The organism is Solibacillus isronensis (assembly GCF_900168685.1).
GTDB lineage: Bacteria > Bacillota > Bacilli > Bacillales_A > Planococcaceae > Solibacillus > Solibacillus isronensis_A.
On sequence record NZ_FVZN01000006.1, the window covers coordinates 118,195 to 138,707 of the forward strand.

The following is a 20,513-nucleotide window of genomic DNA, read 5'->3' on the forward strand; positions in this document are numbered from 1 at the left end:
ATTATTTTATTTCACTAATATCCAATAGCTTTTCTGCTGTGCCGTTCACACTTCCATAAGCATCGTTCAATTCATGCATACTTGTAGCAAACTGTTCTGTAAATGCTGCAATTTGGCTTGTTGTTCCATTAACTTCTTCAATAGAAGTGCGAATTTTATTAAGCTGTGCAGCAATTTTTTCTGCGCTTTCTTTGCTGTTCTGCGCCATTTTTTGAATTTCCTTCGCTACAACTGCAAATCCTCTTCCATGCTCGCCAGAACGTGCAGCTTCAATCGATGCATTTAATCCTAAAATTTGTGATTTCGATGCAATTCCTTTTACGAGGTCTACCATTTGGTTAATTTCCCCAATATCGGCCGTCATCATCTCTGTTGATGTAACAAGTCCATCTAAGCGGTTTGATACATCCATGCTCGCCGCAGTTAACTCTTCATTCGTTGCAGTCATTTCCTCTACCGCACTCGATAACTCTGTCGCTAATTGACGCATAGAATCCATTTTTTCATTTGAAATAATGGCACTTACTACTCCAATTATATCTTTCCCGTCAAAAATTGGCTGTGCTGATGAAATATAAGCAAACCCAAATCTTTCCGGACCTTTTTCTTCTCTTAAAAAGCGCTTTGTTGTCAATGCCCGCTCTGTAACGGTGCCACGAAAATCTGCCATTTTCAGCCCTACATTAATTTTTAAATCTATAAACTTGCCCGGTAAGTATCCGACAACCTCTTCATTGCTTGCTACAATGATACAAGCATCTTCCGGAAAAGTTGCCTGATATAACTCCATCGTATCTACCACTGCTTGTAATTTTGTATGCATGCCCATCTCCCCTTTAAATGTATTATATAATAGTTAATAATATCTTAATATCGTAATATCCCAAAATGTACTTGAATAATCTCTGCTATATGCTCCTACAAAAAAATCCCCTTCTAATATAAAAGAAGGGGAAATTATTATTATTCTTCCATCGCTGCAGCTGCAGTCAGCATATTATCATAGTCTTCTTCATCATAGACAAGATTATAGATTTTCCATAGGCCGTCTTCTGTTTTCTTTAAGTAAGCTGTACCAGATAAGTCTAATGTCATTTCAAGATTAAAATTGATTTCCGGATCAGTCATCTTAATATGAACTTTCAAATCATCAATTTTTACTGCGGCAAAACGTTTATTCAGTGTAATCAACTTACTTGAATACTCGCCGATTTTTTCAGATGAACTCGAACCAGTTGAAAAATCTGCATCTTCTAATAGCAATTGGCTATCAAGTGAATAAGCTAAATAGTAGCCTGTTGTTGTTTCACGATAGAGCGCATCCATATCTTCTTGGTTTTCCGTGTCTGAAGAAAACTCAAACTCTTTATCAATATAGCGATTCACTGTTGCAATGATTGAAGCTTCTTCTTCTGCTTCACCACTCTCTAAATGCAACGCACGGTCAATCATCAATACTGCGTGAGAACGCTTTGCATAATCATTCGGTTTAAATGTTTCTCCGTAGCCATTTACAATACCGGCACCTGCTGTTTTCACAATCGCCTCATAAGAATAGCTATTTGGATTTACATCGTTAAACATTTTTCCTGTTTTTGAAAAATCAACTGTTCCATTAAATGCACGATAAATCATCGCTGCCATTTGAGCACGTGTAATTTTATCGTTCGGTTTAAATGTACCGTCTTCTTTCCCAGTGATAATGCCTTTACTGCTCGCAATTTGAACAAAATCATAATACCAGGCAGAAGTGTTTACATCAGAGAACTCTTTTTTAATATCACCGTTTTTTAGATTCATTGCGTTCACTAAAATCTTTGTAAACTGTGCACGCGTAATACTATTTTCAGGCTTTAAAAGAATTGAAGTATATTCGTACACTTCTCCATCTTCTTCATAAACTGTTGGTTCTTCATATCCGTCGATAATATTTGCATATAAGAAACGTTCCAACTGCTCATATGCACCATGTTCATAACTTACATCATCCATGTAATACTGATCGATCGTTTTTTCTGCTGCCGACGCTGGCGTTACAGTAATAAAACAAACTGTAAAAATTAATAAAAATGCTAATTGAAGTACCTTCAATTTAGTTAACCCCACTTCTCCAAAATCTATAATACCTTAACATATTACTTAAACAAAATTTATATGAATACAAGTATATTTTGGTAATGTTTTTGAGAAATAAATTAATAGCCTAAATAGTAGTAAAAGATAAATGCAACAGCAAAGTTAGGAACTGCCATCACCAGGGAACACCATGCAATCTTATTTCTTTGAACCCAGTTTTCTTTCGTTTCCATTGCCAAGTTTGCCCGCATCCGATCACCATTTACGAACGCACCGGAAAAAATGCATGCCACAATTAAAAAGATAAAACCAATCCCGCTCGTAATATTAGAAATCATATGAACATCCCAAAAAATAATAGCAAGTAAAATACCTATTATTGATAATCCCATGCCAATTAGAAAATATTTCATATTTATTCCTCCCTTCTCCTATCTACCTTATTAATTTGGAAAAGGTTTCAAAATAGACAGGTACAGTGAAATCTACTTTGTTAGGCATCCTCTGGAACTAAGTAATAATGTACGATACTCAGAAACCCCTTCGCGGAATTTTTCATTGCCTGTTCATCGATATTAAATTTTGGATGATGATGTGGAAATTGAGTATTGAGGTCTTCTGTAGCTGAACCGGTATAAAAATATACTCCCGGAACTTGTTGGATATAATAGGCAAAGTCTTCACTTGCCATAATAGGAGGTATTTCAATTACATTTAATTGATCGATATTATTTAGCAAGTCTCTCACAATTTCTGCTTCTTTATCGGTATTTACTAATGGCGGATACCCTCTCGTATATTCCAGCTCATAGGTGGCACCGTAAGTTACTGTAACATTATTGAGGATATGCGTTAATATCGTTTTGACATTATCCCTTTGTTCCTGGTTAAATGTACGGACCGTGCCCGCAATTATAGCTTCTTCGGGGATGACATTTATTGCTACACCGGAATTGAACATAGTGATTGCCGCCACTACCGGTTGTACCGGATCAACTTTTTGGCTTAACAACATATGAACTTGATTGACTATTTGTGCGCCTATTACAATTGGATTGACTGCAGTATGGGGAGCAGAAGAATGCCCACCTTTACCGACTATTTTAATGTTTACATAATCGCTGGAAGCTGTTGCACTCCCTTTTGGTACTGTAAAGTTCCCTAATAGAACAGAAGAAAGTAAATGATTGCCGAAGATTACATCTACTCCTTCCAGCACACCTTCTTCTATCATTTGAATGGCTCCTCCTGGAAATTGTTCTTCAGCAGGTTGGAATAAGAATTTAACCGTTCCATGTAATTGATCTTGGTATTTGCTTAATATTTTTGCTACCCCTAACAATGTTGCGGTATGTGCATCGTGACCACATGCATGCATAACATTCGGGACTTGAGATTTATAGGGGACGTCATTTTCTTGTTGAATTGGCAATGCATCCATATCAGCTCTTAGTGCAATGGTTGGCCCTGGATTTCCTCCTTTTAAAATACCGACTACACCATGCACGCCTACATTCCGTTGAACTTCAATTCCATATCCGGCTAAAATATCGCCGACCATTCTAGCCGTTTGCACCTCTTGAAATGGCAGTTCAGGATTCTCATGCAAATGTCTTCTCCAAGCAACCATTTGATCGTACACATCCTCAACATCTTCATGCCACTTGTCAAGCACTTGAACACATCCCTTTCTCATAAGTTCTAAGCATCAAATTAGTATATACATTAATTACATGGGATGTTCGGCAGAAGTAGTTTTACAAAAAAAGAGCTTCGGAATTAATCCGAAACTCCATTTTTTTATTCTTCATAATAGCCGCACACAACATGTCCGACTGCTTTTGCTGCTACAAGAAGTGCATCTTCATCGATATCAAATTTCGGGTGATGATTGAAGAATGGTTTTTCCACTCCTTTTGGTGTACAGCCAATATAGAAGAAACAAGACGGGAATTTTTCCGCATAATAAGCAAAGTCTTCAGATGGCGACATTGGTGGCACTTCCTTCACCTCTGTAATAATCGGATCATTCGCCCCTACTAAATATCCTGCTACTTTCGCTGTTAATTCAGGGTCATTGTATAATGGCGGATAGTCGTTTTCATACGTCAACTCACAAGTGACACCGAATTCTTCTTCCAAACCTCTTACTAATCTTTTTACTTCCACTTCAATTTTTTCCTTCGTTTCTATCGTCATATAGCGAATATCGCCCTCAAGTTCTACACTATCTTTAATCACATTAAATGTCCCTTTACCGTCGAAGGAACCAATTGTAATAACACCGATATCAAAGGGGCTTAAACGGCGGCTAATAATTGTTTGCACAGCAGTGACAAAGTGTGCACCGGCAACAATCGCATCGTTTGCCAAATGTGGTGAGGAGCCATGTCCGCCTCGTCCTTGAATTTTCAGTTTTAAGTAGGCACGCCCATTGAAGGCAAAACCTGAATTATAACCGACAAATCCTGCGGGGCCCATTGGCAGCAAGTGAATCCCGAAAACATTATCTAAATCATCGAGCAGCCCTGACTCTACGATACTTTTCGCACCGCCTGGCGGAACTTCTTCTGCATGTTGGTGAATAATTTTAATTGTCCCGGGTATCTCATCTTTCAACTCGATTAAACAGTCCGCCAATACAAGTAAATATGCAGTATGCCCGTCATGGCCACATGCGTGCATGACCCCTTCATTAACGGATTTGAATGGAACATCGGCTTCTTCGGTAATTGGCAATGCATCGAAGTCTGCGCGAAGCCCGATATTTTTGCCTGGCTTACCGCCTTTAATCGTTACAATAATTCCGTAGCCATTTCCGACATTTGAATGAACTTCTACATCTTTTCCTTTATAAAAGTCGAGAATGTACTGTGCAGTTTTTTCTTCTTGAAACGATATTTCAGGATGCTGGTGTAAATGTCTCCGGATTTGAATCATTTCATCTTTACGAAGTTCCAGCATCTCCATTAGTTTTTGTTTCATGGTTACCACTCCTGAACTTAAATTTTGAAGAAAATAATGTAAACGCCCTTGACAAGGCGTTTACATCATTCAAATTAATCGACTGATTTCCCCGCGTTTTTTGGAACTAGGAATAAAACTGATAAGATGGAAAGGACACCGAATATGACGTTAATGATGATCCCTGTTGTTGCGGCCAGTTCCAGGTTACCGTTTGCAGATGCCGCGCCGTAAGCTGTCATGGAAATGGCTACACCGAACGCACTACCTAAAGAACTTGCCATTTTATATACACCTGCCGCCTCCCCAACTTTGTCAGAAGGTGCATTGGATACAGATGTATCTGTCGAAGGTGTTGCATAAATACCTAAGCCAAGACCGAATAAAGCAAATCCTACGAATACCGCGATTGTATACGCTACATCCGGCAAGAATGTTAATCCCATTAATGCAACACCGACCGTAGTAATTATTCCACCCCAAATCATCGGTTTTTTAGCACCAACACGTTGAAGTATTTTCTCCCCTACACGGATCATTGCCAGTACCGTCACTAAATAGCCAAGGGAAAGTAAGCCTGATTGGAAAGCATTAAATCCACGTCCTACCTGCACGTACGTATTGGCTACTACTAATGTACCCGCTATTGCATTAAGTAAAAAGTTCGATACCGTTGCACCTGTATAGGCTTTATTTTTAAATACCGCAAAGTCGATTAGTACAACTTCTTTTTTCATCTCTACTCGAATGAATGTAATTAATCCAATTACTGTTACTGCCATTAAAATTAAGGAAATGCCGCTTGTCCAACCAAAGTCTGCACCATACGTAATTAAAATATTTAATGCAACCATTGTGACAATAAAAATGCCTAGACCGACGTAGTCAAAACGGAATTTTCCTGAAGACTCCTGTTTACTTTCAGGTGTGTCTTTTAATAAAAACAGACCAACTAGAGCGAATACAATCGAGAAGATGAAAATCCATCTCCATCCTAATGAAGTCGCAATGGCACCACCTGCAAATGATGCAACACCGGAACCTCCCCATGAACCAATTGACCAGTAGCTTAATGCTCTTTGACGGTCCGCGCCTTCAAAGTATGCTTTGATTAAAGCAATTGTAGATGGCATAATGAATGCAGCTGAAAGACCGATAATAATTCGGCCGATTATTAATAAAACAGCACCTTGCGCCAATACTAAACAGAGTGAACCAAGAATACTTAGCCAATAACCGATGACCGCTATTTTTTTACGACCTATTTTGTCAGCAAGACCACCTGCCGCTACGATAAACATTCCTGAGAATAATGCCGATAAACTAATCGCTATATTAATCGTACCAAGCGAAATGCCTAAATCCTCTTGAACAGCTGGTACAACGTTTACCATTGCTTGAGCAAATAACCAGAATGTAATAACACCAAATACAATTCCGATGATCATTTTATTCGTACCTTTGTATGTGTTCATAATAATCCTCCTATAAAATTTCCCGCGTAATTATAATGTCTTCAAATCTCTTTTAATCATACTCCTTAGTATTAAAAGAAATATTTCAACAACGCTTTAACAATTAACAATAATGATTTATTTTCTCGAGAATATTCTTTAGCCGTTAAAGCTTGATCAATACTTCATGTCTTTAGTTTATACAGAAATCTATATGTCAAAAAGTTATTATTTGCGTATAACATGTATACGAGTCTGTATATTTTTTACGGAAACAATTGGAGCAGCAAAAATATACCGTCAATTTTTTACTTAAATAAAAAAAGACTGCTGCATATCGTTCGCAACAATCTTTTTATAAAACAGCTTTTCTTATATCAAAAAAATGAATGGCATTCACCGTTAAGTATGAATAAAAAGACCAATCACTCATAATTTTTTCATCAAAAATTTCAAGTTGAGGATAGCTTGACCTGTTAATATAATCAATGACTTCCATATCCAATCCATAGCGGCTATTCAAATCAATCCAATTTGTATAAAGTGCGCCATGCTCACGGTCAAACGTGTATTTTCGCACTTGATATTCGCCAGGCTCCATTCCTTTAATTTTCACAAATAAGTCCTTATTGAACATTTGCAAAAACGTTTCCTCAATTAAATAATAAGGATTCACGGTTTTACTGTTCATGAGCACTAACTGATACCCACGTTCATTTTTTGTCATCATGTAATCAGGTCCTTGGGCAACAATCTTACCGTTTAGCCTTTTTGCAAACATTAACGAAAAATATGCCGGTCTTTTTCCATCAAAATAATGGAAAAGTTCTAGCCCTTCAATCCGGATACGTTGGCCGTCACTCTCACTTTCATGTACAACCGTATTAATCCAAAAACCTACTGATTCCACCTCATCTGATATGTCCAGCATATTTTCCAATACTAATGCTGCGCGGAAAAAGCGGCCGTTTGTCAGGCGTGTATTTCCGGAAAGAGTATTCCATGAAATGACATGAAGCGGCTTTTTAATTCCATTCTTCTTTAAATAAGCTTTTATTTTTTCTGTTTTTTCTTTTAAATAATCTTTTGTCAGGAAAAAGCGGTCATCGTTCAACTCTTTAAAATCTACAACATCATTTTGATTCGAATGATACCCTATAAAATCTACAAATTCCGCCTCTTTTAACAGCCATATATGCGCTTCGCTTGTCTTCTCCTTTTCAAAGGAAAAAGGTAAAAACATACCGACATGAATATCCGGTACAATGCCTTTTATCAAATGATATAACCTAAAATAAACCCGTTTTAGCTCATCTGCTGCCACGATAGTATTGTATGGTTCATAAAAGAGAAAATGCCAGGCGCTTAAATAGGAACCACCATATAATTGCAGACAATGCTTCAAAAAATGCTCCAGCTTTCTGAGATAATTTTCTTCATCCATCGATAATTCCTGATAATCAATTCTTACGAAAAGTGCCAAGTTTTGCTGCTTTAAAAATTCCAGGGCAATATCGGTTTTAAAATATTGTGAACTTGTCGGGATGATTTCATCTGTTTCAATCTCAGCTGAAATCGCTTCTCCCTTTAGTAAATTACTGATTCCTACAAAATCTACCCCAATTTCTCTTTTCGCCATTAAAATTTGTGCACGGATATTTTCCTTTTGTAATTCCTTCAACTCATGCGCAATAACCATATGTTTGGGCCTTGAAATAGGAATATTGCCAGGTGCTGTTATATCCAATGACAATTCTTCAAATTTCGATTGTGTATTTTTATACGATTGATCAAGTGTATTTAAAATAACCCCTAACTTGCCTAAAATTTCAGGTGAATGTACTGGCTGTTCCGCATCTTCCAGCGGGTACTCTTTAAATGAATCCTTCTTCTCTACAGGATGTTTCTCCCGATAGACATGCGGTGTCATCCCATAGTTTTCTTTAAAAAGGGTCGTAAATGATTTCGTGTTGGGAAATCCATTATTCATCGAGATTTGTGATACCGTATCATTCGTATAGAGCAAATCTTTTACACTATGCTTTAGACGGATTGTCATTAAATAACGACTGAACCCCATATTCATCTTTTGTTTAAAATAACGGGATAAATAAGCTGTCGACAAATAGGATTTTCGGGCCATTTCCTCCAACGTAATCGGCTGATCATAATTTCTTTCCATGTAATCGATAATTTGCGTAAGCCGCTGATCATTTGTATCCAATTTTTCTGAGGAGCTCCCTTTTTTCTTAAAGCCGCGAATGAGCGTAAGCAAGATATCACATAAATATTTTTGAAACTCAATTTGGTGGCTTTCATCTTGACGATAATAGGAAATAATTAACTTAATAAGCCACTTACGAAGATTATTAAGCATTTTTTCGCGCCCCATATGCACTTCCTTTGAGTAGCATTCAAAGCGATTATCACGGTAATTTTTATAAAATCGGTCGATAAATGCATCCGAAATTGTTAGACTGAGCACATAATTATCAGGATTTCCCTTTATCTGAAAGAGTTCGTTCCGATTAATAACCAATAAATCAAGTTCATTTAATTCATAAAAATGGCTATCTGTCTCGACAGTAATCTGCCCTTCAACAACAAATATTAACTCAAGCCCCTGATTTACTTTTGGTGATAAATAATGAATCTCCTTTAAGGAAATTTGAAATTCAGATAGCTGGTTACTCATCTGTTCACCTCACTATTTTTCTTTAAGTTAGTTTTCCTAATATGGGAAGTTTTGTTCCTTTTATACGATTTGTCTATTATGTTGAATTGTTTCAATAAACTTTTCAATCGTTGCCGTCAAATAGGAATCCGCTCTCCTAATAAAGACTGTCTTTACTTTACTATACTCACTTGGCAATGAGTGACAATAAATAGTCCCGCTCTGCTCCAGATGTGCAACAGCTGACTTTGGGACAAATGAAACTCCTAGTCCCATTGAAACACTGCGTATAATCGTTTCCAGTGTACCAAACTCCATCACTTTTTGAGGACTGATATTTTGATCCTGGTACCATGTTTCCAGACGTGCCCGGTATCCGCAGCCTTTTCTGAAACATAGGAACGGGATGCCTTCTAATTCTCCCAACTTCAGATGAGGTGAGTTTGAAATTAATACAAGCTCTTCATCAAATACTTCATATGACTCAAGATCCGGATGAACATTCGACGCGGTAATAAATGCCCCATCAAGTTTATAATCGAGTACCTTTTGTTCTAGTTTTTCTGTTACTCCTGTTATTAATGACAAATCGACACTTTGATAACTTTTCATATAAGAAGTTAATATATTCGGTAAATGGTAGACCGTTTCAACCGTACCTATTTCAAGCTTTCCGATTGGTTCATTTTTATTAAGAACGGCTCTTTTCATTTCCTCCGTTAATAGCAATATTTTCTTACTATAAGATAACAAATTTTTTCCTTCAGGTGTCAAAGTCATCCCTCGTCTATGTCGGTTAAATAATGGCGTGTTCAATTCTACTTCAAGTTTTTGTATTCTTGATGTAATATTCGATTGGACATAATTTAATTCTTTCGCTACTTCCGTAACTGTTCCCATCTCGGCAACAAGTTGGAAAATTTCCAAATCTTTTAATTCCACGATTCATCCAGCCTCCTTTTCCTGTACCTATTACTCTAACATGGTATCCAAAATACTGATATTAATCATAACTTTTATTCATTTTACGAGATAGTTATACAATTGTAAGATAGTAATCGTGACTATTTAGTGAAATGAGGTTAATAAAGGTTGAAAAATAGTGTTCTAATCGGTTCTATTCTATGTTTTATAGCTGCAGTATCATGGGGGGCAATGTTTCCGGTAGCCCATGATGCATTTAAACATATAGATCCATTCTACTTCACCGTTTTTAGATATGGCGCAGTGACGATTATTTTAATTGCACTGCTGTTATGGAAGGAAGGGAAGAGAGCTTTCCGTATGGAAGGAAAAGGCCTGCAGCTTTGGTTTTTCGGTACGATGGCCTTTACTGTTTATAATTTGCTTATTTTCTGGGGCGAGGATTTGCTTGGCCAATCCGGTGTTATGACGGCCTCTATAATGGAATCACTGATGCCGATGATTTCGATTGTAATCTCGTGGATGATTTTTAAGCACCGTCCATCCCTGTTTACATTAATCTGTGTATTGCTATCATTTATCGGGGCGGTATTAGTAATTACAAAAGGCGATCTTCAAGCATTTTTAGGCACGACGGGTCAGTTTATCCCGTCACTGTTAATCTTTATTGCTGTTGTTGGCTGGGTTATTTATACAATGGGGGCAAATGAATTCAGTCATTGGTCTGCTTTGCGCTATTCTACATTAAGCTGTTTATTTGGAACGGTTACCGCATTGTTCGTTACTTTAGGTGCAACAATGTTTGGTGCTATACCGGTGCCGGCTGTAAATAATGTGGTCGCAGTAGGTCCCCACTTACTGTTTATGATTATTTTCCCTGGTGTCATTGCTTTATTGGGCTGGAACATTGGCGTTAGCTACTTATCCCCTTTAAACGCATTACTGTTCATCAATTTCGTTCCTGTTACGACATTGTTCATTTCCATTGTTCAGGGGAATACGGTAACAGTATTCGATATTGTTGGAACAGTGTTGATTATCATCGCACTTTTATCTAACAATATGTATTTAAGAATGCGTGACAAGAAAAGGGCCAGTCATTCGGTGCGTTCTACATGGAGTGAAGGGGTTTCTTAAATACAATTAGGCTTAATACAAATAAGCGTATCTATCAAATAAGATAGATGCGCTTATTTAAATCCCGCAACTTTTATAGTTCATTGTAATAGTTTCCTTATAATGTTATCTTTTAGGTTAAAATACTATAAATATAAAAAGGAGTTGGAAGAGTGAAAAAAACGATTATCTCCCTTAGTATTGCACTAGGATTGATGTTTACTGCCGGGATAAACGTCAATGCTGCGACTGTTCACTACAAAGACGTCAAAGAATCGGACAACTTTTATCCCTCTGTTCAGTATTTATTAGACCAAAAAGCAATTAGCCGGACATTGCCTTATTTTAGACCATATGAAAATATTACGCGTGGCCAAGTGGCAAGTATACTTGCAAAAGTATTGGATGACCGCTTAAAAGAGATTGAGTATACGGAATGGTATAGTGGTGCGAACTTTATTGATGTGCCAAAAACAGATCAATTTTATCCTTACATTAATAAGTTGGACTGGAACGGGATTATGCGCGGGTATTATGTGAATAATTCATCTTCCTCTACGAGAGCGTTCGGTATTAACCAGTCCTTAACGCGCGGACAATTTGCCGGCGTCATTATAAAAGCATTTGAAATCCCTTTAATTCAATTGCAAAATTACAAAGAAAGCGGCGCTTCTCCATCTGATATATTTAACGGAAATGACTTTACGTATCCTTGGGGACAGGAAATTGCGACACTTCAAACAATTGGAATTTTAAGCGGTTACGAGGATGGAAATTTCAAACCAAGTACACCGATTAAACGCTCCCAGTTTGCAAATATGCTTGTGAAAGCTGCAAATGGCGAACTGTATTTCTTTAACCAAAATAACCTGCTCAATGACCTTGAACGTCTAGGTATTTCTAAAGATACCGCAATGGAAAAAATCAAAACACTAACAAATAATACAACTGTTAAATATTTAGCTTCCTATAGAGATGTACGATATTTAAATGCTGTGACTATGGCAGCGGTGATCTATAAAGAAGGAGATATATTGTTCGAAGATATCAACGTGAAAATGACTGTTTCAAAAGATGCTAACGGAAAGTGGCAGTTGAATGTTGAGAAGATCAATTAATAGCAGTTAAATTATATCGGCTAGATGGCTAATCTTATTGATTAGCCTTTTTTAATAAGTTGAAGCTTAGATTTTTCTATTCGGTCTCTCTCTCGGTGTAATATTGATAATATAGTAACTAATAATCAAAATTAGGATTACCCCTGCAAAAATGAGTGTGTCTATTGCGGAGTCATGTTCGACAATAATAAGTCGGAGCATTGCCGTAATCCCGATATACATAAAATAACGAAGCGGGAAATGATAATCTTCTTTAAAATACTTCACAATCATCGTGATAAACTCGAAATACAGGAAGAATACTAAAATTTTTGCCAAAAAGTATTTGTATTCATGCCTTTCCCCGTTAAATATGAACTTTAAAAGCTCGACCATTTCGATGATGAGCATGACACAAAGAGCCAACGCCAGTACTGATAAACCAATATTCAAAATCACTTGCAGCACTTTTGGAATGATTTCTTTATAAGGCTTAGGTTTGGATAAAAACTTCATTTATTCACACCTCCAGACGTTATATTTTCAGATTATTCCATCATTAGAGGTGTGTCAATTTTGTAAGCGATTACTATTTTAAAAAATTTTTCCTGCGTAGATTTTTACATAGAAAATGCAATTTAAACTTCTAAATTGCTTAAGTTCTTTTTCAAATATTGAATAAATGGATGCTCCATCTTATCCACTTTTCTTGTACAACTGAATAGGCTCTGGCTGATTTCCACCTGATCTACAAAGACGCGTGCAATGCTGCCTTGCGATAACTTTTCCTTTACACTGCATGCTGGGGCAATAGCCATTCCATACCCCGCTTCAACAACTTTAATCGATTCCAGTACACCTTCTATTTGTAAGCCGAACCTTGGTAACGGGCAATTATGCGTATAAAAAATAGCCTCCATCAAGTCCAGCGTTGAACTGCCTCGTTCCCTATATATAAAATCATGCTCACTTAGTTCGAAAATCGATACTAATTTATTTGCTAAAGGATGCTTTGGATGGACAACAAACCAAAAAGGGATATCCATTATTTTTTCAAAGTTTAAATCTTCATGTCCTATATTGCTTTGTACAACAAATCCAAAATCAACTTTATAATCGAGGACAAGACGCTCAACAGATTGAACATTCCCTAATGATACATACATATCGATATTCGGGTTTTCCGTTTTATAGCCTGCAATGATTGGCGGCAAAATATAATTCGTTGAAATATAGGACGAAGCGATTTTTATGTTCTCCTTTTTTTCCAAAAAGTTTTTAAACTTTTCATCAATCTGTTCTTCCAGATGAAATAACCGTAACCCTTGCTCATAAAGAAATTCGCCTTCAAATGTGAGCTGAATCCCTCTACCTTTTCCTTCTATAAGTTTAACTCCGATTTCTCTTTCAAGTTTGCGTATTTGGACAGTAACAGCAGGCTGACTGATATGAAGGAATTTTGCTGCTTCAGTTATACTGCCCAGCTTTGCAACATTTGTGAAAATTCGTAGCGTATGTAAATTCATTTTCTCACCCACTCATAACTTATATTTATGAATATACAATATATATATATTTGTTTTATGAGTAGTATAGCAGTATTTTGTGAAGAGGGGGGATTTGTTTGGAGAACTTATTTATAGAGTGGCTAACAGTAGATGGGCTCATTTTATTTGCAATCGGCATACTTGCTTCCATTGTAGGGGTCATGTTTGGAGCTGCAGGATTCGTATTGCTTCCTTCCTTATTGTTAGTCGGCATACCCATTCATGCGACTGTCGCAATTAATAAATTTGCAACAGGTATATCTTCATTTTCGACCGTCATTGTTTTGACGAGGAAAAAAAGAGTACCACTGAAAAAAATGATTCCTTTTATGCTGATTTCTGCAATTGGCGGTATAAGCGGGGCGTTTTTAGCAACAAGATTAGCGGAACATACGATGAATATTGTTGCTTGTACGGTGTTGATCGTGATGTTCTTTTTCGTTATTAAACGCAAGAAAAAGGAAGTTGTAAATGAACAGCAGGACCTCGAAAAGAAAACTAATTTAATCGTGCCTTTTTTTATTAGTATTTATGATGGCGGACTAGGAACAGGGTCTGCACTGCTAAACATTACATATTTTCTGAAGAAACAAGTCGGCTATGTAATGGCGGCAGAGATGACACGTTTTTTAATGTTTGCAAGCTGTACGACTGCTTTTTTATTCTACTTATTTTATGGCATTGTTAATTGGGGAGTGGCCGTTCCGGTAGCTGTCGGATCGATTGTCGGCTCACATATCGGTCTGAAAATCATTCCTTATTTAAAAGGGAAATGGGTTGAGATTCTGCTGCCGATTATATTTTTCCTTTTAATTATCCAGGTTATTTCGGATTTACTGTTTTAATATTGTGGCTGGGACAAACTTAAGTTGCGTCTGTCCCAGCCCTATTTATTTACTGGCCTTTTTCTTATACACAACGCCATTAATAAATAAAATTATCATTAGGAGTATCGACAGATTAAATGTCACTTTGGAAATTTCCGTATGTAGTACGAGGACTGATAAATTATTTAATAAAACAACCGCGCATAATATAAACGATAAATTAGCAATGGACCGACTGCTCAAGTTTAATGACACCTCTAATCTCTTTTCATTCCGATCGGCAAATAATACGATAAATTATTTGTAATCATTCCGCCAACACGCAACCCTATTGCTGCCGGCTTTCCGCTTATTAAAAAACTGCCGACCAATAACTCCCCTGTTTGTACTCCTTTTTCGCTTTGGAATGTTGTTTTCGGCTGCTCGATAAATTGCTGGTACACTTTTGTATAGTGATTATAAGATTTTTGGATATCCTCTTTTATAAGCTGTCCGTCTTCAGCATAAATTTCTACCGTATCCCCCTCGCGACCATATACCGGTTTCTTCACATAGCGTAGCCCTTTTTCGATGAATGGGGTGTTTTCCAAATATGTCGGTAAAAAGTACTCAGCAATCCATTCATGCTCTTCGGATGTGAAAAATGCATTTCGTTCTTCATGTAACCCCCATATAATGGCCTGTACTGCTTTGTTTTGCAGTAAAAATGCAGAAGGCGGGTTGAGGATCGTCAGCAAATTCGACTCTATCAGTTCTATTAACCACAATCCTATTCTATTCTGCGCATCATCTTCGTCCTGAATTAAGTTTTCAATCGGAAATGTCGGACGATACAGTAAGTCAATCCGCTTTCCGTCTTCATCAAACAATCCCACACCTTTTTGTATTTGCAACTGATGTAAAGGCGTAAATTTCGCTCCAGGCACAAATTGCATTATGTAAAGCGTAGTAAAATAATCTTCTATATTATCCTCATGTGCGGTAAAAACAATATGTGCATCAGGAGAAAATATGCTTTGGGCAACACTTTTTCGCACATTGCTTTTTAAAAGCTCTTCCATTTCGGCATTCGGATTTTTCATGTCGAATTCTTTGCAAATTTGTTCGTTTACAACAAACAATTCCTTAATGAAGGTAGGTGTATCTGCATTCATTTCAATACATTTATAGCCGCCGTTATGTGCAATAAAATCAAAACGGGCAATTACACTTTCAGCTTCCAGTGTTTTCATGCGTAGAAAGGGAAGCGTTTCTTCCGGATACCCCATTTCAAGCAATACTTCATCCGGAATATTGCGTAATAAATGGGCTGTCTTAAAATAGATTTTCCCTGTACATTCAGTAGCTATACGAATTTTTTCGACCTCTTCATCTGTTACTTCATAGAGATCATAGAGGGCATACTCTTCTTCATATAAATCTGCCCAAAATTGGTCAATCTTCGCATAAAACCGGCTGCGCTCGCTGTTCGTCATGAATTGCTCAGCTCACTTTCATCTCGGTTACGTAAATTACATAAACACCACGATCTTCGTCAATCTCTGTAGATGTAACGAGCATTTGCCCAATGGACGGTATATCCACTACATCTTTCAATAAGTAACGGATCACTTCAAAATGAGTATCACAAGGAATACGCGACAACAGGCGATAATTTTCACGTTCATTCGGGTTTCTGAATTCTATATGTATACCCTGTTCGCGAAAGCTTTTTTCATCCTCCCCGGATAAATTACGGCCCATCTCCTTTAACACCAGTACTTCCATATCTTCTTCCATTTCATTTGATACGAGCTCATACTGTGTACCGCGCATTATAAAATAGGTGCAAAGCTGTCTTGAATAAAACTCATCGAGTCCTACATTTGTTTCCGTGTATTCATAAAACGGCTCATAATGGCCATTTCCCTTATCTACATAGTAAATTAAACGCTTCATTGTTCTCCGCTCCTTAAACTAATAAGATATGCATTTCGCTACAATCCACCCAACCGCAACTGATAACGACAATAACATTGTTCCGACTGCACGATTATCTTCTTCAATCGCCTTTTGAATGCTGAATCGGATTGTTATAACTTCAGCCAGGAAAAATACAACTACTTGTGCTACAATCCCAATCGCTCCCCATAACGCCATATCGATTAAAGAAATCGAATATTCGGCAGCTGCGCCTAATACAATTGCCAGTCCGACGACTTTACCACCTAGTAGCATTGCGGCCGATACATTCCTTTGTGCAATTAACTGAAATTCTTTAATCTTTGGAGTACTGAGCGCAAACAGCACCATTCCAATTATTAACAAACCTAAAGATACACCAAGATATGATAAAAAGTTTAAATACCCGTTCATGTTATTTTGTCTCCCCTATCCTCCGAAACTTTTTGTGCCACTGCCAAAACCCGAACTTGTTTTTGCGGCTTTATAGCTATTGCTGTTTTTATAATTTATGTAGCTGCTGTCGCTGTTTAGTGCCGCTTTATTATTGAAAAATCTGCCTCCATAATAATAGGCTCCATAATATCCCGAACGGCTTTCGTCACACCGCCATACACCTTCTTCTTCCGACCAGTCCCAATCCCTGCAGCTTTGGTCAGTAGGCTTTGGCGGTAAACTGCTATTTGATGAACCACAGCCAGCCAAGCTTAAAGTAAGCGCAGTTGCTGAAACGCCGGCCATCAATTTCTTCGTCTTCTCCATCTGTCTTAGCCTCCATTCCCTTTCCTATTTATTCGTACGTAACAGCAGTAAAAAAAGATTCTATAAATTTTTATTTTGGTACTTTTGTAGAATAAAAAAATCCTGTACAAGAAAACAGGATTTGTAATAAGCAGCAATTTTTAATATTTATCTAGAAACAGAAGAGCATAGCTTCCCGCACAAACAAACATCGCGATTCGTGTAATTATATAGGCTGCACGTTCCGATGATGTAAGTTTTTTCTCTTTCTTCATTTTTTTAAAATGCCAATAAAAATATATAGCACATAAAAGGAGAATCATTGCCGAAATTTGAAAGGCATTTTCTAATAAGTTAACCAAAAAACCCCCTCCTATTCTATTATCAGCTTTCGTAATCAACTCATTTTACACAATGAAATATAAACGACTTTGCCTGATCTGTAGCCGGCTGTAACTTGAAATCTTCATAAGCGTTCACTGTCGAAAAGCCTGCTTTTTCAAGAGCGGATGAAATTTCTTCATAGCTACGGAATATTAGTTGAACCTTTGCTTCATGTGTAATATCCGTATTAACATTTTTGATTTTTTCAAAAAAGGTAAAAACGTTCCGATCCAACCCTTCATATTCATCCCAATACAGCAAAGGGTCTCCTGTATGAACATCTTGAAGTTCGTCTACTGTCTCATCTTTTTGCCATTCTTCCCATGCTTTTGCTTGAGGGTTCCGTGCATCAAAAATAAAATGCCCGTCAGGCTTTAAAGCTGTGAATACATCTTGCAGTACACTATCCCAGCTCTCTTCGGAAATAAAGACCTGCGCAACATTCGCTGTCATGATTACTGCATCATATGCGTTAGTTGTTAAGTCCTGACTATCGCCGATTATCCATGAAACAGATTGTGCATTGTCTTTGATTTGAGCTCGAAGAACGGCTTCTTCATTTGGATCGATTCCAGTTACTTCATAACCGGCCTTTGCCAATTCTATCGTTACCCGCCCAGTACCACAACCTAGGTCGGCAATCTTTTTAGCTTTTGTTAACTGTAGCAGCTCCATGAAGAATTCGTCTTCTTTCCCCCATGTATGAAGCTGATCGTAGTAATAGGCAATCATTCAACTTCCCCTGCTTTCCTTTTAAGCATCCGTTCCGTTATTATTCCTACTGCTGCCCCTACAAAGACTGGCAGTAAAGCAATTTCAGTATGAGAGAGTGAAATTTTAAATATAAGAAAATTTATATCAGCTAAATAACCGATAAAATATAAAATGGCTATCGTTGCAAACGAGGAAATTAATGGAATCCAAAATACTTTTCCCATTTTTCCATCTCCGTTCTATTCTATTATTGTCCATTATCTTTTAATCAACCAAATTTAATTCTCCCTTATACCAAGTCGGTACAGGATTGTTCATCCCGTCAAACCATTCCAGAACATTTTTTGCCTGATTTTTCATTACGTTTAAATCGTCTTCCCCGTAATCTACAGCCCAAGGAAGGGATGACAGCATATTACTGCTTATATAAAATGCAAGCAACGGAAAAAATTCCTTCGGCGGTGTTCCGTTAAAATATCCGTTAAGCTGCCCTGTAGCAAAGTATGGACTGGTATCGGCACTCCACACTATCCGGTTAAACTCTTCCCACGGATCTCCATAGTCATTGCGGTTAAAGTCAATTACATACAGCTCTTTCTGAGGGGATATAATCATGTTTCCAACATGGAAGTCACCGTGATGAAAACATTGTTCCCTGCCTTCCAGGAGGTGTCTGTTTTCTTCAATATACCGAATAATTTTATCGTCACCAGCTATTTTTACATCACAGTCTTGGTACATTTTAATTTTACTGTCCGCTTTACGATTAAATCTTGTTCCCCATTCTTCCTGCTCTGCTGGCGCAGGAATGCTGTGAATTTCCTTCAGTATTTGCCCTGATTTTATCCCTAGTGAATATTGTTCAGCTTCTGTCAGGTTAGGCAATATCTGCTCCGCATCTTCACCGTCACACCATACAAAAATCGTATAGACACTTTTGCCATTGTCACACATTCCAAAATCGACAGGCCGTGAAACAGGCAAGCCCCTTTCAGCTAAGGAATTTATAATTTCATACTCATTTTTCTTTTTATCATAATCCGCGATATCGCAAATGCGAAGCAACAGCCTCTCATTTGTAACTGTTTCTATATAGTACTTTTTATCGTCCGACCATCCTTTATGGATCGCTTCAATTTTCTTGAATGTATCGTAGTTTTTTATATCGACCATAAATTTCCTCCAGTTGTTAGTAATTGCTTTTAGTATTTTAACATATATATGTAAATAATTTTCCAAATTAGTTAAAATCGATGTTCTAAATTTAAAGTAAGTGCAGATAATATCCGATTACTCCAAACCCGATAAATGTGCCGCATAAAATTTTGAAGACTGAAGATTTATGAAGTGCCGGATATAAGATTTCTGTGACGGTGACTATAAAAATCATCCCCATAGCGAAACTCATGAAGAGTGTATTAAGTAACGGGTGAACAAGAAAACTACCGATAAAAACCCCTAAAGCTACTGGCATCGATACGAGAAGTGAAATTATTAAAACAGTAAATATATTGAATCCAGCCAAAATTAAAGGGATAAACAAAATTATTCCCTCGGGAATACTATGAAATAAAAGTGTTTGCAATAAGGCCTTTGTAAGATCGGGTTGTTCATTAGCCCCTAACGTTATTCCAATCGGTAAATTGTGAACCGCAAAACTAAGCATCAACAATAGGCCAGTTCGAATATATATTTTCTTTTTAGTGTGACTTTCTTTATCTTGTTTGAAGTGCAATTTACTATGTAGCACTTTGAACAACATCATCCCTAGAATAAAGCCAATAATCGTACTTAACCAGCCGCCTGATTCTACAGCTTCCGGTAGTATTTCAAAACTGATCAAACCTAGAATTACCCCTGCACAAAGCGCATAAATAATATGTGCCTTTTGGTTAATTCCTTTAAAAAGCCAAGCGACCATGCCACCAATGAATATACCTGCAGAAGTCCATAAAAAACCTAGTAGCCACATCGTTATCACCTTTCACTGAGTATAGTTAGTCGTATGGTTAATGCGGATGATTTATGAAAATAAAAAAACCGTATTTAAAGTA

At 37.3% G+C, this 20,513-nt stretch carries 22 protein-coding genes; 3 read left to right on the top strand and 19 right to left on the bottom strand.

The window, feature by feature from the left end; translation table 11 throughout:
• Position 1: 1 nt before the first annotated feature.
• The 8 genes from B5473_RS01750 to B5473_RS01785 form a co-directional block, all read right to left on the bottom strand.
• Positions 2-823, bottom strand: a complete 822-nt coding sequence (locus B5473_RS01750) for a methyl-accepting chemotaxis protein (RefSeq protein WP_079523396.1) — start codon at positions 821-823, stop codon at positions 2-4.
• Positions 824-963: 140 nt separating this feature from the next.
• Complete coding sequence (locus B5473_RS01755) at positions 964-2,091, bottom strand: S-layer homology domain-containing protein (RefSeq protein WP_079523397.1); 1,128 nt, start codon at positions 2,089-2,091, stop codon at positions 964-966.
• Positions 2,092-2,195: 104 nt separating this feature from the next.
• Positions 2,196-2,489 carry a DUF5316 domain-containing protein gene (locus B5473_RS01760; protein WP_079523398.1) on the bottom strand — a complete coding sequence of 98 codons (294 nt, stop codon included), beginning with the start codon at positions 2,487-2,489 and terminating at the stop codon, positions 2,196-2,198.
• An 80-nt stretch (positions 2,490-2,569) separates the two neighbouring features.
• On the bottom strand, positions 2,570-3,751 hold the full coding sequence (locus tag B5473_RS01765; protein WP_079523399.1) for a M20 metallopeptidase family protein: 1,182 nt from the start codon (positions 3,749-3,751) through the stop codon (positions 2,570-2,572).
• A gap of 125 nt (positions 3,752-3,876) precedes the next feature.
• Complete coding sequence (locus B5473_RS01770; protein WP_079523400.1) at positions 3,877-5,061, bottom strand: amidohydrolase; 1,185 nt, start codon at positions 5,059-5,061, stop codon at positions 3,877-3,879.
• A gap of 74 nt (positions 5,062-5,135) precedes the next feature.
• The gene (locus B5473_RS01775) at positions 5,136-6,521 is read right to left on the bottom strand and encodes an MFS transporter (protein WP_413079773.1); all 1,386 of its coding nucleotides are present in this window, start codon (positions 6,519-6,521) and stop codon (positions 5,136-5,138) included.
• A gap of 328 nt (positions 6,522-6,849) precedes the next feature.
• Positions 6,850-9,189, bottom strand: coding sequence for a helix-turn-helix domain-containing protein (locus B5473_RS01780; protein ID WP_079523402.1), 2,340 nt, complete (start codon positions 9,187-9,189; stop codon positions 6,850-6,852).
• Positions 9,190-9,249: 60 nt separating this feature from the next.
• Positions 9,250-10,110, bottom strand: coding sequence for a LysR family transcriptional regulator (locus B5473_RS01785; RefSeq protein WP_079523403.1), 861 nt, complete (start codon positions 10,108-10,110; stop codon positions 9,250-9,252).
• A gap of 150 nt (positions 10,111-10,260) precedes the next feature.
• Here B5473_RS01785 and B5473_RS01790 point away from each other — a divergent pair, with 150 nt between their 5' ends.
• Together B5473_RS01790 and B5473_RS01795 are read left to right on the top strand one after the other, a co-directional pair.
• Positions 10,261-11,229: a DMT family transporter gene (locus tag B5473_RS01790; RefSeq protein ID WP_079523404.1), complete on the top strand. Its 969-nt coding sequence runs from the start codon at positions 10,261-10,263 to the stop codon at positions 11,227-11,229.
• 152 nt (positions 11,230-11,381) lie between these two features.
• Positions 11,382-12,326: an S-layer homology domain-containing protein gene (locus B5473_RS01795; protein ID WP_079523405.1), complete on the top strand. Its 945-nt coding sequence runs from the start codon at positions 11,382-11,384 to the stop codon at positions 12,324-12,326.
• A 66-nt stretch (positions 12,327-12,392) separates the two neighbouring features.
• Here the strand turns inward: B5473_RS01795 and psiE are convergent, their stop codons facing one another.
• Both psiE and B5473_RS01805 read right to left on the bottom strand, forming a co-directional pair.
• Positions 12,393-12,821, bottom strand: coding sequence for a phosphate-starvation-inducible protein PsiE (gene psiE / locus B5473_RS01800; RefSeq protein ID WP_079523406.1), 429 nt, complete (start codon positions 12,819-12,821; stop codon positions 12,393-12,395).
• A gap of 122 nt (positions 12,822-12,943) precedes the next feature.
• Positions 12,944-13,831 (bottom strand): LysR family transcriptional regulator, encoded by an 888-nt coding sequence (locus B5473_RS01805; protein ID WP_079523407.1) that lies wholly within the window; start codon positions 13,829-13,831, stop codon positions 12,944-12,946.
• A 98-nt stretch (positions 13,832-13,929) separates the two neighbouring features.
• Here B5473_RS01805 and B5473_RS01810 point away from each other — a divergent pair, with 98 nt between their 5' ends.
• Positions 13,930-14,697 (top strand): sulfite exporter TauE/SafE family protein, encoded by a 768-nt coding sequence (locus B5473_RS01810; protein WP_079523408.1) that lies wholly within the window; start codon positions 13,930-13,932, stop codon positions 14,695-14,697.
• 239 nt (positions 14,698-14,936) lie between these two features.
• Here B5473_RS01810 and B5473_RS01815 read toward each other — a convergent pair whose 3' ends face one another.
• The 9 genes from B5473_RS01815 to B5473_RS01855 form a co-directional block, all read right to left on the bottom strand.
• Positions 14,937-16,154 carry a glutathionylspermidine synthase family protein gene (locus B5473_RS01815; protein WP_079523409.1) on the bottom strand — a complete coding sequence of 406 codons (1,218 nt, stop codon included), beginning with the start codon at positions 16,152-16,154 and terminating at the stop codon, positions 14,937-14,939.
• A gap of 7 nt (positions 16,155-16,161) precedes the next feature.
• Positions 16,162-16,617 (bottom strand): RNA helicase, encoded by a 456-nt coding sequence (locus tag B5473_RS01820; RefSeq protein ID WP_079523410.1) that lies wholly within the window; start codon positions 16,615-16,617, stop codon positions 16,162-16,164.
• Positions 16,618-16,635: 18 nt separating this feature from the next.
• A complete protein-coding gene (locus B5473_RS01825) occupies positions 16,636-17,034 on the bottom strand; it encodes a DUF350 domain-containing protein (protein WP_079523411.1) in 399 nt (132 codons plus the stop codon).
• Positions 17,035-17,049: 15 nt separating this feature from the next.
• Positions 17,050-17,382, bottom strand: coding sequence for an aminotransferase yhxA (locus tag B5473_RS01830; protein ID WP_079523412.1), 333 nt, complete (start codon positions 17,380-17,382; stop codon positions 17,050-17,052).
• Between the two features lie 140 nt (positions 17,383-17,522).
• Positions 17,523-17,723 carry a hypothetical protein gene (locus tag B5473_RS01835; protein ID WP_079523413.1) on the bottom strand — a complete coding sequence of 67 codons (201 nt, stop codon included), beginning with the start codon at positions 17,721-17,723 and terminating at the stop codon, positions 17,523-17,525.
• Positions 17,724-17,763: 40 nt separating this feature from the next.
• A complete protein-coding gene (locus tag B5473_RS01840) occupies positions 17,764-18,477 on the bottom strand; it encodes a class I SAM-dependent methyltransferase (RefSeq protein ID WP_079523414.1) in 714 nt (237 codons plus the stop codon).
• The gene (locus B5473_RS01845; protein WP_079523415.1) at positions 18,474-18,683 is read right to left on the bottom strand and encodes an ATPase; all 210 of its coding nucleotides are present in this window, start codon (positions 18,681-18,683) and stop codon (positions 18,474-18,476) included. The genes B5473_RS01840 and B5473_RS01845 overlap by 4 nt, the downstream gene beginning before the upstream one ends.
• A gap of 40 nt (positions 18,684-18,723) precedes the next feature.
• Positions 18,724-19,632: an aminoglycoside phosphotransferase family protein gene (locus B5473_RS01850; RefSeq protein ID WP_079523416.1), complete on the bottom strand. Its 909-nt coding sequence runs from the start codon at positions 19,630-19,632 to the stop codon at positions 18,724-18,726.
• A gap of 91 nt (positions 19,633-19,723) precedes the next feature.
• Entirely contained in the window at positions 19,724-20,431 is a 708-nt protein-coding gene (locus B5473_RS01855; RefSeq protein ID WP_079523417.1) for a ZIP family metal transporter, read from the bottom strand.
• Positions 20,432-20,513: the final 82 nt, after the last annotated feature.

Bases quoted from the DNA above. Each gene is read 5' to 3' on its own strand.
- B5473_RS01855 (WP_079523417.1), bottom strand. From the start codon at position 20,431: ATGTGGCTACTAGGTTTTTTATGGACTTCTGCAGGTATATTCATTGGT.
- B5473_RS01750 (WP_079523396.1), bottom strand. From the start codon at position 823: ATGCATACAAAATTACAAGCAGTGGTAGATACGATGGAGTTATATCAG.
- B5473_RS01830 (WP_079523412.1), bottom strand. From the start codon at position 17,382: ATGGAGAAGACGAAGAAATTGATGGCCGGCGTTTCAGCAACTGCGCTT.
- B5473_RS01825 (WP_079523411.1), bottom strand. From the start codon at position 17,034: ATGAACGGGTATTTAAACTTTTTATCATATCTTGGTGTATCTTTAGGT.
- psiE (WP_079523406.1), bottom strand. From the start codon at position 12,821: ATGAAGTTTTTATCCAAACCTAAGCCTTATAAAGAAATCATTCCAAAA.
- B5473_RS01820 (WP_079523410.1), bottom strand. From the start codon at position 16,617: ATGAAGCGTTTAATTTACTATGTAGATAAGGGAAATGGCCATTATGAG.
- B5473_RS01760 (WP_079523398.1), bottom strand. From the start codon at position 2,489: ATGAAATATTTTCTAATTGGCATGGGATTATCAATAATAGGTATTTTA.
- B5473_RS01780 (WP_079523402.1), bottom strand. From the start codon at position 9,189: ATGAGTAACCAGCTATCTGAATTTCAAATTTCCTTAAAGGAGATTCAT.
- B5473_RS01805 (WP_079523407.1), bottom strand. From the start codon at position 13,831: ATGAATTTACATACGCTACGAATTTTCACAAATGTTGCAAAGCTGGGC.
- B5473_RS01770 (WP_079523400.1), bottom strand. From the start codon at position 5,061: ATGAAACAAAAACTAATGGAGATGCTGGAACTTCGTAAAGATGAAATG.
- B5473_RS01845 (WP_079523415.1), bottom strand. From the start codon at position 18,683: ATGGGAAAAGTATTTTGGATTCCATTAATTTCCTCGTTTGCAACGATA.
- B5473_RS01815 (WP_079523409.1), bottom strand. From the start codon at position 16,154: ATGACGAACAGCGAGCGCAGCCGGTTTTATGCGAAGATTGACCAATTT.
- B5473_RS01850 (WP_079523416.1), bottom strand. From the start codon at position 19,632: ATGGTCGATATAAAAAACTACGATACATTCAAGAAAATTGAAGCGATC.
- B5473_RS01840 (WP_079523414.1), bottom strand. From the start codon at position 18,477: ATGATTGCCTATTACTACGATCAGCTTCATACATGGGGGAAAGAAGAC.